This window comes from Pseudomonas qingdaonensis (genome assembly GCF_018398475.1).
Taxonomy (GTDB): domain Bacteria; phylum Pseudomonadota; class Gammaproteobacteria; order Pseudomonadales; family Pseudomonadaceae; genus Aquipseudomonas; species Aquipseudomonas palmensis.
The window spans coordinates 4,442,352-4,455,457 of sequence record NZ_CP074676.1 but is presented as its reverse complement, the minus strand read 5'-3'; the positions used below and the strand labels follow the sequence as shown (position 1 = coordinate 4,455,457).

At 64.6% G+C, this 13,106-nt stretch carries 10 protein-coding genes; 4 read left to right on the top strand and 6 right to left on the bottom strand.

All coding sequences use genetic code 11. The features are described 5' to 3' along the window. The first annotated feature begins 30 nt into the window (after positions 1-30). Positions 31-966, top strand: a complete 936-nt coding sequence (locus KH389_RS20275; RefSeq protein WP_054914683.1) for a LysR family transcriptional regulator — start codon at positions 31-33, stop codon at positions 964-966. Between the two features lie 41 nt (positions 967-1,007). On the opposite strand, the gene KH389_RS20270 is transcribed toward KH389_RS20275, so the two are convergent. From KH389_RS20270 to KH389_RS20260, 3 genes are all read right to left on the bottom strand, one after another. After that, complete coding sequence (locus KH389_RS20270; RefSeq protein WP_043862525.1) at positions 1,008-2,282, bottom strand: OmpP1/FadL family transporter; 1,275 nt, start codon at positions 2,280-2,282, stop codon at positions 1,008-1,010. 144 nt (positions 2,283-2,426) lie between these two features. Beyond that, entirely contained in the window at positions 2,427-2,909 is a 483-nt protein-coding gene (locus KH389_RS20265; RefSeq protein WP_054914682.1) for a hypothetical protein, read from the bottom strand. A 335-nt stretch (positions 2,910-3,244) separates the two neighbouring features. Continuing rightward, positions 3,245-3,469, bottom strand: coding sequence for a hypothetical protein (locus KH389_RS20260; protein WP_043862639.1), 225 nt, complete (start codon positions 3,467-3,469; stop codon positions 3,245-3,247). 957 nt (positions 3,470-4,426) lie between these two features. Here KH389_RS20260 and KH389_RS20255 point away from each other — a divergent pair. After that, positions 4,427-4,852: a tetratricopeptide repeat protein gene (locus KH389_RS20255; protein WP_078479791.1), complete on the top strand. Its 426-nt coding sequence runs from the start codon at positions 4,427-4,429 to the stop codon at positions 4,850-4,852. Between the two features lie 175 nt (positions 4,853-5,027). Continuing rightward, positions 5,028-6,413 (top strand): DNA recombination protein RmuC, encoded by a 1,386-nt coding sequence (locus KH389_RS20250; RefSeq protein WP_162484864.1) that lies wholly within the window; start codon positions 5,028-5,030, stop codon positions 6,411-6,413. Here KH389_RS20250 and KH389_RS20245 read toward each other — a convergent pair. Together KH389_RS20245 and KH389_RS20240 are read right to left on the bottom strand one after the other, a co-directional pair. Beyond that, a complete protein-coding gene (locus KH389_RS20245; RefSeq protein WP_213606131.1) occupies positions 6,385-9,861 on the bottom strand; it encodes a PAS domain-containing hybrid sensor histidine kinase/response regulator in 3,477 nt (1,158 codons plus the stop codon). The two genes, KH389_RS20250 and KH389_RS20245, sit on opposite strands and share 29 nt — an antisense overlap. Positions 9,862-9,972: 111 nt before the next feature. Further along, the gene (locus KH389_RS20240) at positions 9,973-10,518 is read right to left on the bottom strand and encodes a TetR/AcrR family transcriptional regulator (protein WP_043860011.1); all 546 of its coding nucleotides are present in this window, start codon (positions 10,516-10,518) and stop codon (positions 9,973-9,975) included. A gap of 90 nt (positions 10,519-10,608) precedes the next feature. On the opposite strand from KH389_RS20240, the gene KH389_RS20235 reads away from it, so the two are divergent. Continuing rightward, positions 10,609-11,802, top strand: coding sequence for an MFS transporter (locus tag KH389_RS20235; RefSeq protein ID WP_213606130.1), 1,194 nt, complete (start codon positions 10,609-10,611; stop codon positions 11,800-11,802). A gap of 58 nt (positions 11,803-11,860) precedes the next feature. On the opposite strand, the gene KH389_RS20230 is transcribed toward KH389_RS20235, so the two are convergent. Beyond that, positions 11,861-13,039 (bottom strand): MFS transporter, encoded by a 1,179-nt coding sequence (locus tag KH389_RS20230; RefSeq protein WP_213606128.1) that lies wholly within the window; start codon positions 13,037-13,039, stop codon positions 11,861-11,863. Positions 13,040-13,106: the final 67 nt, after the last annotated feature.

Genomic DNA, 13,106 nt, shown 5'->3' with positions numbered 1-13,106 from the left:
AGAGAACCTTACGAATCCTGGAGTTTGGCCGTGAACCTGTTGGGCTCGATACGCAGTTTCATCAAGGTGGTCGAGGCTGGCAGCATCGCCGGTGGGGCCCGCACCTTGGGCTTGAGCGCCGCCGCAGTGAGCCAGAACATCGCGCGCCTGGAAGCCCATCTGCAAGTGCGCCTGCTGGCCCGCACTACCCGCAGCATGGCGTTGACGCCCAATGGTCGCGCCTATTACGACAAGGTCAGGCATGTGGAGCGTGATCTGGAACTGGCGCAGCTGGCCGTCACGGCCGATGACGGCGAACCCCAGGGCCGGTTGTGCATCTCCTCTTCTTCGGCCTTCGCGCGCTATGTGCTGGCGCCCCTGATGCCGGCATTCAACCTGCGCTATCCGCAGCTTTCAATTGAATTGCTTACGAGCGACCGGCGTGTGGACCACGCGCGCGAGTCGATTGACGTGAGCGTGCGCATCACCCCCCAGCTGGAAGACGGCCTGCTGGCGCGGCACGTTGCCCAGATCCCGTTCATCTGTTGCGCAGCGCCTGCCTACCTGGAGCGTGCCGGCCGGCCCGGCACCCCGGAAGCCTTGAAGGGGCATCGCTGCCTGGTGTTCCGTTACCCGGTGGACGGCCGCTTTCTGCGGTGGGGCTTTGTGCGTGACGGCCTGCGTTTCGATGCCGAGTTCGGGGATGTGTCGATCAGCGATGACATCGACGTGCTGGCGCAGATGGCGGTGATGGGGGGTGGGATCGTGCGCCTGGCCGAGTTCGTGGCGCGGCCTTACCTGGAGAACGGGCAACTGGTGCCGCTGTTCGAATATGCCCAACCCCACCAGGCCTATGCACAGACCTCGCCCATGGACATCTACCTGTGCGTGGCCGACCGCTCGGCGCTGACGCCCAAGGTGCGAGCCTTCATGGCGTATGTGGAGGACTGCCTGGCGCAGGCCTGGCGCGTGCGCGCACGGGCATAAAAAAACCGCCTTTGAAAGGCGGTTTTTTCATGCAACAGCGATCAGAAGCGGTAGGTCAGCGAAGCACCCAGGCCGTGTGCACTGTTTTCGTACTTGGCGTTGTACGAGCCCTTGAACGAAGGGTCGGTGATGGCGGTGCTCTGGTGAATCTTGACGTCTTCTTCCATCAGGTACGAGTAGGCCACGTCGATGGTCATGTCGTCGCTCGGGTTCCAGCCGGCGCCCAGGCTGAACACCTTGCGGTCGCCGGTTGGGATGCGTGGCGAACGGTTCTGGTTGTTGGCTGGCGACTGGTCGACGGAGAAGCCGGCGCGCAGGGTCCATTCCTTGTTCAGCTTGTAGGCAGCGCCGATGGCGTGGGCCCAGGTGTCGTGCCAGTTCTGTTCTTCGGCGATCTGGCCCAGTGCCGGTGCCAGTGGCCCGGTGCCCTCGTTGTTGACCACGATGGACTCCAGGCGGCTCCAGCGGGTCCAGGTGCTGCCCGCGTACAGGGTCCAGTTGTCATCCAGTTCGTGGGTGACCGAGAAGTCGACCGACTCGGGGGTCTTGATCTTCAGCGAGGCGTCGAACTTGCTGCCGCTGAACGGGCCGAAGCCCGGGCCGCTGATCTTGGTGTCGCCCTTGAGCTTGTAGTCGACCATCGAGTGGTAGGTCAGGCCGACGCGGGTTCTGTCGGTGGCCTGCACCATCACGCCGATGTTGTAGCCGACGGCGGTGTCGTCACCGGTGATCTTGACCTTGCCGTCGTTGCTGCCTGGGGTGGCGCGGTTCAGCGCGGCGGACTCCAGGGTGCCGTCAATACGGTTGATGGTCGGGCCGAAACCGATCGAGACCTTGTCGTTGAAGGCGTAGCTGATGGTCGGTTGCAGGGTCACGACCTGAACTTCGCTCTTGCTGCCGAAGTAGCGGCCGGCAAAGCCGTGCTCGTAGTCGGTGATCAGGCCGAAAGGCACGTAGACCCCGAAGCCGAATGCCCAGTGGTCATCGATCGGCTTGACGTAGTAGCCCATCGGTACGCCAACCACGGGGACCATGTCGCCGTCGTTGCTGCCGCCGAAGGTGCCGCTGCCCTTGATGTCGGACTTGGCAATGATGGCCGCGCCGCCGACGGTCACTTGTTCGCGTTTGAGGCGGGACATGCCGGCAGGGTTGCCAAACACGGTGCTGGCGTCATCGGCAGAAGAAGAACGACCCGCGAAACCTGTGCCCATGCCGCTGATGCTTTGCTCGTTGAGGGCAAAACCGCTGGCGAAGAGTTGAGTTGATGCGAAAGCGACAGCGAGGCCGAGTGAGGATTTGAGTATTACTTTTTTCATTATTAGAACTCCATGGGATCACCGGAGCGCAAAGTATCAATAATTTTGGACGTGCGCTATAGGCTCTAAATCAGGAGATACCGCGTTTTTGTAGGACAATCCGACCGGATTCGCTGATTTTATCCGGTTGTTTGAAAATGGTTCTCAGCAGGCCTGGAGTGCCGGTTTGCCGACGCATGCCTGCCAGGCCTGGGTGAAGTCGCGTAAACGGGCGTGGGGCTGGAATGTTTGACGCCAGATTCTTGCGAGACCTAGCAGGTCGTCGGATTCTGGTAGCGGCAGCGCCTTTTCTTCGACCAGCATCCAGGCGATGGCGGTGGCGTAGCGCAGGTTGACGGTCAGTTCCAGGTGCGGGCCGCTGAGGAACGCGTGCTGGCTGGCGAGGCCGCGGACCAGGCTGGCCAGTTCGGGGTCGTGGGCCAGGAACTGGTCCCAGATCGATTGGTGGCGTAGTTCGCCGATGCGGTACAGGCCGTGGCCACGACGGTCGTGCAGGGCCGAACCCATGCCCGACTGGCTGGCTGCAATGCCCAGCAGCAGGGCTTCGGCGCTGGGGCAGTAGCGGCCCAGGTACAACAGGGTGGGGCGGATGACGAATTCACTCAACTCGCTCGCGGCGATAGCCATAATGCCCTCGAACTTCGTAAATGGCCGGCGGGACGCTGGTGCTTGGCAGCAGGTGGGTCGGGGTCAGGCCCGCCGGAAGCGGGCAAGGCCGCTTGAGTTGAAGTGTAGTGTCATATCTATGCTGTAAAGGACTGTTTTTAAATCGATTGTGGTGGCTTGGCATAACCCATATGACGCTTGGGTATTAGGCCGTAGGGGTTAAAGCGCTTTCGGTGGTTGGGGTTTGGCCAATGAATCCGGGCCTTGCAGAGTGCAGGTCGAGCGCGGCGGTCACTGAATTTCAGGCATAAAAAAGCCCCGCCAACCGGCAGGGCTTCTTGCGTCTCAGACGACCATCAGGCAACCAGTGCCTGGCGAGTCCGGTCAATCACCGCTTGCAGCGGCTCAGCACTCTCGTACTGCTCCGGATACAGACGCTCGCTGTGACGAGCAATGCCGTGTTCATTGACCAGGGTAAAGCTGAAGCTGCCCTTGCGCGCCGCATGGATCATGCAGTTCAACGGGGCAAATGCCTGGCTAAGGGTGCGAATGGCAGCCTGAGTATGGATGGATGTATTCATAGTTATTAGATGTTCCTGCAAAAGACACAGCATAAGAGCCGTGTTCATATAAAACGTTCCAGTAACGCAAAGCTTTAGGGCTAGAGCGAAGAACCTGACTGGAACAGGGCAGCCAGAGGTAAGCGCATTGATTAGGTGGCGCCAGGGCTGACTGGTAGGTACTAGGAAGACAGGCAACACGTCAGGGCTAAGGTTCTGCGCCGCTGTGTGAAGATCCTGTTCAATCTGCAGGGTGACTCGCCAAGAGTAGGTAATGGTTACCTGGGAGTCATCAAGTGGGCCGGTCCTGGTTTCAACAGGTGCTGTTCCGTTGTCGGATCAGGACGCTGCAAGGACTGCTTTGGCCAGAATTGAGTTTCAGCTTGGTACTAACGCTGGCAACACTACAGCAGTTTCCAGGTTGTGGCAACCCTTTGTGCTTTTCGTGCGCCAAGCCGGCCATTATCTCGATTTCAGGCTGTTCTGTGAAGAGGGCCCCAGGAGGCACCACCGCGCGTGCGGAGCATTTTCGTGCAATCCCGTGCCTCGCTTTGGGGCACCTGTCCACACCTGTAACACCTCTTGTCAATGTGGCGCTACACCGCGGCAGGGCCCTGGCGATGACCAGTTCGAAAGTACAAGTCAATGAAAAAAAACACTTTTTTTAGCTGGTGAAAAAATCGTCAGTTTGAGCGCGGGCCCCATTCTACCGGGGTTTGCGGGGTGTAGGAGGGGGTTGTCCACCGAGTTATCCACAGCTTCTGTGGATTGTCATGCGGGTCTGCTCTAGGACGCGGGTGCCAGCAATGCAGGAAGTGTCTGACAATTTTCGCGGCGCATTTCGGCTCGCGCGAAATGTCTACTGACGTGTCAAAAAAAAACATCGCCTGAAGGAAAAAAAGCCTCGAATTCCCTCGGGCCATGCACGAGAAAATCCGGTAGAGTGGCGCGCCTCTCGAGTTGCCTTCGCCGTTTTTTATGAAGTTTCGCAGCAAAACCCCAAGCCCCACTGCCCAACCCCCCGTTGCCGAGCCCCGACGTTTTTCGTTGAAGGTGGCCCTGTGGCTGCTCGACAGCCCGCGCCTGGGCGACAACCCCAACGTCAAGCACTTCGCCGGGCGCCTGCTCAAGCAACCGGCACGCCAGGGTGTGGTGGTGGCGCAGAGCCGGCTGGGGCAGATGCTGTGCCGCGATTGCGGCAACGCCCGTGACCGGCGCATCGGCCACGAGCTGCTGCGCCAGGCTGCCCGGGCCGGTGACCGCAGGGCACAGCTCGAATACGGCCGTCTGTGCACCCAGCCCCAGGTCAACGAGCCGGAGCAGGCACGTTACTGGCTGGAACAAGCTGCCGCGCAGGGCTCCAAAGAAGCCGTGCGGCTGCTCGGGCAACTCACGAGCCACTGATCGACCGCCCGGGGCTGTTAAGCTCTGGGGGATTTCCCTGGGGGTGAGCATGCTGTCTATGGCTGCAATGGATCTGACCAGCATCGTGCTGGGAATGGTGGTGGCGGCTTTGCCCGCTGTGGTGGTGCTGGTGCGTCTGCAACGTCAGCTGGCTGACAGGCAGGCCGCCGCCGCACTGGCCGAGGAGCGCCTGAGCAGTGCGCTGCTGGCCCAGGAGGGCCTGAGCGCGCAACTCGACGCCAGCCGTGACGAAATCAGCGACCTGGGCCAGGCCAATGCCGCCAAGCAGGCCAGCCTGGCCGCTCAGGGCCGCGAGCTGGAGTTGCTGCAGATCGAGCGCGACAACGCACGCGATGCCGCCCATGCCTGGAACCTTGAACGCAACGCCCGTGAAGCCGAGCTGCGCCGCCTCGAAGCGCGCTGCGCCGGCCTTGCCGCCGAACTGCGCGAGCAGCAGGACAGCCACCAGCAGCGCCTGAACGATCTGCAGGGCTCGCGCGACGAGCTGCGTGCACAGTTTGCCGAAATGGCGACGAAGATTTTCGACGAGCGCGAGCAGCGTTTCGCCCAGACCAGCCAGCAGCACCTGGGGCAACTGCTCGACCCGCTCAAGGAGCGTATCCAGTCGTTCGAGAAGCGCGTCGAGGAAAGCTACCAGCAGGAAGCCCGCGAGCGCTTTTCGCTGGGCAAGGAACTCGAGCGCCTGCAGCAGTTGAACCAGCGCCTGAGCGACGAGGCCACCAACCTGACCCAGGCACTCAAGGGCCAGAAGACCCAGGGCAACTGGGGCGAGTTGATTCTGGAGCGGGTGCTGGAACATGCGGGGCTCGAAAAGGGCCGCGAATACCAGACCCAGGTCAGCCTCAAGAGCGCCGATGGCGAGCGTTTCCAGCCCGACGTGCTGATCATGCTGCCCGGCGACAAGCAGGTGGTGGTCGACTCCAAGGTCAGCCTCACGGCCTACCAGCAATATGTAAACGCCAGTGAAACCGACGTGGCCCAGGCTGCGCTCAAGCAGCATGTGCTGTCGCTGCGCAACCATGTCAAAGGCCTCTCGGGCAAGGACTACAACCGCCTCGAGGGCCTGCACAGCCTGGATTTCGTGCTGTTGTTCGTGCCCATCGAGGCGGCGTTTTCGGCGGCGCTGCAGGCCGAGCCCAACCTGTTCCAGGAGGCCTTCGACCGCCAGATCGTGATCGTCAGCCCGACCACGTTGCTCGCCACCCTGCGGGTCATCGACAGCCTGTGGAAACAGGAGCGCCAGAGCCAGAACGCCCGCGAGATCGCCGAGCGCGCCGGCTGGCTGTACGACAAGTTCGTGTTGTTCATCCAGGACCTGGACGAGCTGGGCAACCGCCTGCAACAGGTCGACAAGGCCTATGCCGCGGCGCGCAACAAGCTCTGCGAGGGGCGCGGCAACCTGATCAGTCGCAGCGAGCAGCTCAAGCTGCTCGGCGCGCGGGCCAGCAAGAGCCTGCCGGCCGACCTGCTGGAACGCGCCATGGGCGGCACCGACAACCTTGCCGAAGGCCTTACTGCACCAGGCTCAGATGACGATTGAGCAGGGCGCGCAGGGCCGCCGGCTTGACCGGCTTGCTCAGGTAGTCGAGGCCGGCGGCATGTACCCGCGCCACGGTCTCGCCGTGGCCGTCGGCACTGATCACCACCCCTGGCACCGGCTCGCCCAGGCGCGTGCGTAGCCAGGCCATCAGTTCGGTACCGATTTCGCCGTTGTCCAGGTGGTAGTCCACCAGCGCCAGATGCGGGCGCAGGCCCTTGTCGAGCAGGGCGGCGCATTCCTCGCGGTTGCGCGCCGTCGACACCAGGCAGCCCCAGCGGCTGAGCAGGCTGTTCATGCCGATCAGGATGCTGTCTTCGTTGTCCACGCACAGCACCTGCAACCCCGCCAGCGGCTGGCCGGCCTGTTCGGCTGGCTTGGCCTGGGCCGGGCTCGCGGCGCTGGCCAGCGGTACGCTGACGCGGAACACGCTGCCCTTGCCGGGCGATGAGCGTACCTCCAGCGGGTGGCCGAGCACCTTGCACAGGCCGTCGGCGATCGCCAGGCCCAGGCCCAGGCCTTTTTCGGCGCGGGTCTGGTGGCTGTCCAGGCGCTTGAATTCCTCGAAGATCACCTGAAGCTTGTCGTCGGCAATGCCCGGGCCGCGGTCCCACACTTCCAGCCACAGGCGGTCCCCGTCGCGGCGCACGCCCAGCAGGATCGGGCTCTTGCCATAGCGGAAGGCGTTGGTGAGGAAGTTCTGCAGGATACGCCGCAGCAGCTTGACGTCGCTATGCACCCGCAGCTTGCTGCCACGCACGCGAAAATCCAGGCCCTGCTGCTGGGCCAGTACCTTGAACTCGGCACCCAGGGCGTCGAACAGTTCGCTGAGGGCGAACGGCTTGGCGTCCGGGTTGATCTTGCCGTTCTCCAGGCGCGAGATGTCCAGCAGGTCGCTGATCAGCTCTTCGGCCGAACGCAGGGCGCTGTCCATGTGCTGCACCAGTTGCTGGGCGTCGCCCGACAGGCCCTCTTCCTGGTGCGACAACGCGGCGGAGAACAGCCGTGCGGCGTTCAGCGGCTGCATCAGGTCGTGGCTCACGGCCGCCAGGAAGCGGGTCTTGGACTTGTTGGCCGCTTCGGCATGGCTCTTGGCCTCGGTCAGCGCCAGGTTCAGTTGCGACAGCTCGTGGGTTCGCTCGGCCACGCGCTGCTCCAGGCCTTCGTTGGCGTCCTTGAGGGCCTGCTCGGCCTCGCGGAAGGGGGTGATGTCGGTAAAGCTCATCACGAACCCGCCGCCGGGCATGGGGTTGCCGATCAGCTCGATCACCCGGCCATTGGGGAACAGCCGCTCGGAGGTGTGCGCGCGCCCCTGACGCATCCAGTGCAGGCGCCGCGCCACATGCACCTGGGCCTCGCCCGGGCCGCACAGGCCGCGTTCGGCGTTGTAGCGGATGATGTCGGCAATCGGCCGGCCGACACTGATCAGCCCGTCGGGGTAGTTGAACAGTTCCAGGTAGCGACGGTTCCAGGCCACCAGGCGCAGCGACTGGTCGACCACGCTGATGCCCTGGCTGATGTTCTCGATGGCCCCTTGCAGCAGGGCGCGGTTGAACTGCAGCACCTCGGAGGCTTCATCGGCGATGCGTACCACGTCCTCCAGCTGCATGTCGCGGCCTTCGATGGCCGCCTTGACCACGGCGCGGGTCGAGGAGGTGCCGAGCACGCCGGACAGCAGGCGCTCGGTGTGCTCGATCCATTCGCCGTCGGCGTTCTGGTTGGGGTTGAAGCCCTTGCCCTGGCGATAGGCGAAGCGGATGAAGCTCTGGCGCGCACGCTCTTCGCCGACGAAGCGCGCGGCCAGGTGCAGCAGGTCGTCGATCTGTACCGCCAGCAGCGAACGGCTGCTGGGCCGCGCGCTGGTTTCCTGGCCAATGAAGCGCCCGGCCTGCCAGTGCTCCGATACCCGCGTGCGCGACAGGATCGAAACCCAGGCGAACACCGTGAAGTTGCCTGCCAGCGACAGCACCACGCCCTGGGTCAGCGGGGTGATCGGCAGGTTGAGCGGGTTGCCGTGCAGCCAGGCCAGGCCCGGGAACAGCTCCAGCGACCAGCCCACGCTGTGGGCGGCAATCGGCAGTACCAGGGTGTAGAACCACAGGAAGGTGCCGGTGGCCAGGCCGGCGAACACGCCGCGGCGGTTGGCCTGCTTCCAGTACAGCGCACCGAGCATGGCCGGGGCCAGTTGGGTGACGGCGGCGAAGGCGACCTGGCCGATGGTGGCCAGGCTGGCGGTGGAGCCCAGCAGGCGGTAGCTGACGTAGGCCAGCAGCAGGATCACCACGATGGTCACCCGGCGTACCGTGAGCATCCAGTGGCGGAACACCTCGAACGGGCGCTCGGCGTTGTTGCGCCGCAGCAGCCAGGGCAGCAGCATGTCGTTGGAGACCATGGTCGACAGCGCCACGGCCTCGACGATGACCATGCCGGTGGCGGCCGAGGCGCCGCCGATGAAGGCCAGCAAGGCCAGCGCCGGGTGTGCTTCGGCCAGCGGCAGGCTGATCACGAACGAGTCCGGCAGCACCGAGTTGGGCAGCAGCATCTGCCCGGCCAGGGCAATCGGCACCACAAACAGCGCGGCGAGGATCAGGTAGGCCGGAAACACCCAGCGTGCCAGGCGCATGTCCTGCGGTTCGATGTTCTCCACCACGGTGACATGGAACTGGCGCGGCAGGCAGATGATCGCCATCATTGCCACGCCGGTCTGCACGATCATCGACGGCCAGTTGATGGTTTCCTGCCAGTAGCCGTCAAGGGCGGGCGCCAGGCGGGCCTGGCTGAACAGGTCATCGAAGCCGTCATACAGACTGAAGGTGATGAACGCGCCCACGGCGAGAAACGCCAGCAGCTTGACCAGCGATTCGAAGGCGATGGCCAGCACCATGCCGCGGTGGTGCTCGGTCACATCCAGGCTGCGGGTACCGAACACGATGCTGAACAGCGCCAGCACCAGCGACACCACCAGCGCGGTGTCCTGCACGCGGCTGCCGGTGGCATCGGCCCCGGCACCGATCAGCAGGTTGACCCCCAGCACGATGCCCTTGAGCTGCAAGGCGATGTACGGCAGCACGCCCACCAGGCAGATCAGCGCCACCACCACCGCCAGGGTCTGGGACTTGCCGTAGCGCGCGGCAATGAAGTCGGCGATGGAGGTGATGTTCTCCTGCTTGCTGATCAGCACCATCTTCTGCAGCACCCAGGGTGCAAACAGCATCAGCAGTACCGGCCCCAGGTAGATGGGCAGAAAGGCCCAGAGTTGTTCGGCGGCCTGGCCGACCGCGCCGAAGAAGGTCCAGCTGGTGCAGTACACCGCCAGCGACAGGCTGTACACCCACGCGCGCAGGCGTGGCGGCAGCGGGGTGCTGCGCCGGTCGCCGTAGAAGGCGATGGCGAACATGATGGCCATATAGGCCAGGGCGACCAGGGCGATCAGCCCGCTGGACAGCGACATGAAAACTCCGAACGAAAAAACGGTAACGGCCAACCACGATCAATCAGTCTGGCACGCCGTTCTCACTTCGTCAGCGCCGACGAAGGTCGCAGTGGCAGAGCGTCGCAGTGCTCAGTCGCGCAGGGCCAGTTCGACCAGTTCATGCAGCTGCTGCAGGCTCGGGGGCGCTTCGGCGAACAGAATGCGAAACACCGTGGGAGCCACCAGCAGGTCGAGCAGCCGTTCCACCCCGGGGCCGGCTTCGCCACGCTGCTGCGCGCGGTCCAGCAAGGTCTGCAACTGGCCGCGCAGCAGGGTGGTGCAGTAGCCGGGGCAGGCGCTGCTGAGCACGTCGCGCATCATGTGTCGGCCGGGCTCGGAGCTCATCTCGTCCAGATACTGCTCGGCCCAGGCCAGCAGGTCGCCGCGCAAGGTGCCGGTGTCGAGGGGTTCACTGTCGGGGTGCAGGCGCTCCACCGCCACGTCGGCCAGCAGCGCCGCCAGTTCACCCCAGCGCCGGTAGATGGTCGAGGGGGTGACGCCGGCACGTGCGGCCACCATGGGCACGGTCAGGCTCGCGCGGTCCTGCTCCTGGAGCAGGGCCCGCACGGCGCTGTGCACCGATTGCTGGACACGGGCGCTGCGACCGCCCGTGCGAATACCTTCTTTGATCGCCATGGCGCGACCTTAACACAAAGGGTTTGCGTTAAGGATTAAGGGCGCGCAGACTGCACAAAAGCTAACGGTTAGCTTTAGTGGAGAAAGCACATGATCGGATTGTTCAGCCGTCCGGCGTCGGCGCGTTTGCGGCTGGTGTACCTGGCCGTCGCGCTGCTCGGGTTTCTGGCGGCCTCGAGTGCGCCGACGCCGTTGTACCAGCTGTATCAGCATGCGTGGCAGTTTTCGCCGGCAACCCTGACCCTGGTGTTTGCGGTGTATGCCTTGAGCCTGCTGGCGGCGTTGCTGACGGTGGGGTCGCTGTCCGATTACCTGGGGCGCCGGCCGGTGATCTTCGTGGCGTTGCTGCTCGAGAGCGTGGCGATGCTGCTGTTCATCCAGGCCGAGTCGGTGCCCTGGCTGCTTGCGGCGCGGTTGCTGCAAGGCTTTGCCACCGGCATGGCCACCAGTGTGTTGGGCGCCGCGCTGCTCGATACCGACCGCGAACAGGGGCCGTTGGTCAATAGCCTGGCGCCGCTGCTGGGCATGGCCTGCGGGGCGCTGGGCACCAGCGTGCTGGTGGAGTTCGCGCCGTGGCCGTTGCGCCTTGTGTATGGGGTGCTGCTGGCGCTGTTCGTGGTGCTGGCGCTGCTGGTGTGGCGTTTGCCGGAGAGCGTCAGCCGCCAGCCGGGCGCGCTGCGCGCCCTGCGTCCGAGCCTGCTGGTGCCGCCTCAGGCGCGTGGCGCGGTGTGGCGCATGCTGCCGGTTAACATTGCGGTGTGGGCGCTTGGCGGGTTCTTCCTCTCACTGGGGCCGTCGCTGGTGCGGGAGGTGAGCGGCCTGGGCTCCAGCCTGGTCGGTGGCGCGCTGGTGGCGACCCTGACCCTCAGTGGTGCGCTGGCGATCTATCGGCTGCGCCTGCGCCCGGCACAGCAGGTGCTGGCGCTGGGCACCGGGCTGCTGGCCGGCGGGGTGGGGCTGATTCTGCTGGCGCTGCACAACGCCAGCCTGGTGCTGTTCTTCGCCGCCACGCTGGTGGCGGGCAGCGGCTTTGGTGCGGGGTTTCTGGGTGCGTTGCGCAGCACCCTGCCACTGGCCGAGACCCATGAACGGGCGGGCTTGATGGCCACGTTCTACGTGCTGAGCTACCTGGCGTTCTGTGTGCCTGCGCTGGCGGCCGGGTTGATGGTGCGCCAGTTCGGGCTGGTAGCCACCAGCGAGGTGTATGCGCTGGTGCTGGTCGGGTTGTGCGCGGTGGCGGGGGTGTTGAACCTGCCGGCGATGCGCGGAGCGCGATCTATCTGATCTCGGTGGTGCTGCGTTTTCCGGCAAGAGCAGCGTGGATCTTTGTCGGCGCCGGCCTTCAGGCCTGGCGCCGTGCCCCCAGGCAATAGAACAGCCCCGCAAGCCCCACCGACAGCATCATCAGGTAGAACATCGCTGTCGGCATCAGGTGTGCCAGCGCAAACCCGCACAGCACCGGCCCCAGTGCCGCCCCCAGGTTGGACAGGTTCTGTGCGCCGTAATACACCCCGCGCAGGTGCTCCGGGGCAATGCTGTCGATGAACATGTATTCGGCCGGGATCACGATGATCTCGCCCAATGTGAACACCAGCATCGCCAGGCACCACACCCACAATGTCTGCGCCAGCGAGAACCCCAGCAACCCGATCACGAACAGCAGCATCCCGGCCAGCAGCCAGGGCATCAGCTGGCGACTGCCGATGCGCCGGCCGATGGCGTATTGCAGGGCGATCACCGTGATGGCGTTGGTCGCCACCAGGTAGCTGACGGTCTGGTTGGCCTGGAAGGCCGATGTGGTGGTCACCAGGTACTGCGACAGGTAGGCCGTGAACTGGCCGAACACCACCGCGCTGAGCGCGCCGCCCAGGGTGAAGTACACCAGGCGCCGATCGCCGAGCAGGTGCCTGCCGACCGCCAGCAGGCCCAGCGTCGGCCCGCCGAGCCCGGCGCGTGCAGCACGCTCGCCCCGGCGTTGATAGCTCAGGCACATGCCCAGCCCCAGCAATGCCGACAGCACGAACGGCAGCCGGTCATCCAATAGCACCAGCGCCACCCCCACAAAAGGCCCGACGGCATAGGCGACGTTGCTCAGGGTGTACTTGATCGAGAACACCTCGCCGCGTGCCTGCACTGGCAACAGCGCGCAGAAGCCGGCCTTGGCGGCGATGTCCACCACTGCCAGGGTGAGGTTGATCACCACCAGGCAGGCAAACAGCATCCCCAGTTGCCGGCTGGCCACGGCCACGAAGAACGCCAGGGCGAAGGCCAGGGTGGAGAACACGATCACCGTGTAGCTGCGCAGGGTGTCGATCAGGTAGCCGCCGTACAGGCTCAGCAGCGAGCCGACGATCAGTGCACCGCCGATCATCAGGCCGATGGCGCTGATGCCCAGGGCGAAGTGCTCCGACAGGTACACCACCAGGTACGGCAGGGTGATGGCCCGCGCCAGGGTCAGCACGAAGGTGGTGCACAGCAGCAGGCGAACCTCGGCGCCATAGCCCCGCAGGCTTTCGAGCATGTTCACGTCCTTGTCCGGTGAGGTCAGCCGCCAGCATACGTCAGCCTTGAAAGGCTCGCGAACGGCT

Bases quoted from the DNA above. Each gene is read 5' to 3' on its own strand.
- KH389_RS20270 (WP_043862525.1), bottom strand. From the start codon at position 2,282: ATGAAAAAAGTAATACTCAAATCCTCACTCGGCCTCGCTGTCGCTTTC.
- KH389_RS20265 (WP_054914682.1), bottom strand. From the start codon at position 2,909: ATGGCTATCGCCGCGAGCGAGTTGAGTGAATTCGTCATCCGCCCCACC.
- KH389_RS20245 (WP_213606131.1), bottom strand. From the start codon at position 9,861: ATGTCGCTGTCCAGCGGGCTGATCGCCCTGGTCGCCCTGGCCTATATG.
- KH389_RS20235 (WP_213606130.1), top strand. From the start codon at position 10,609: ATGATCGGATTGTTCAGCCGTCCGGCGTCGGCGCGTTTGCGGCTGGTG.
- KH389_RS20230 (WP_213606128.1), bottom strand. From the start codon at position 13,039: ATGCTCGAAAGCCTGCGGGGCTATGGCGCCGAGGTTCGCCTGCTGCTG.
- KH389_RS20240 (WP_043860011.1), bottom strand. From the start codon at position 10,518: ATGGCGATCAAAGAAGGTATTCGCACGGGCGGTCGCAGCGCCCGTGTC.
- KH389_RS20260 (WP_043862639.1), bottom strand. From the start codon at position 3,469: ATGAATACATCCATCCATACTCAGGCTGCCATTCGCACCCTTAGCCAG.
- KH389_RS20255 (WP_078479791.1), top strand. From the start codon at position 4,427: ATGAAGTTTCGCAGCAAAACCCCAAGCCCCACTGCCCAACCCCCCGTT.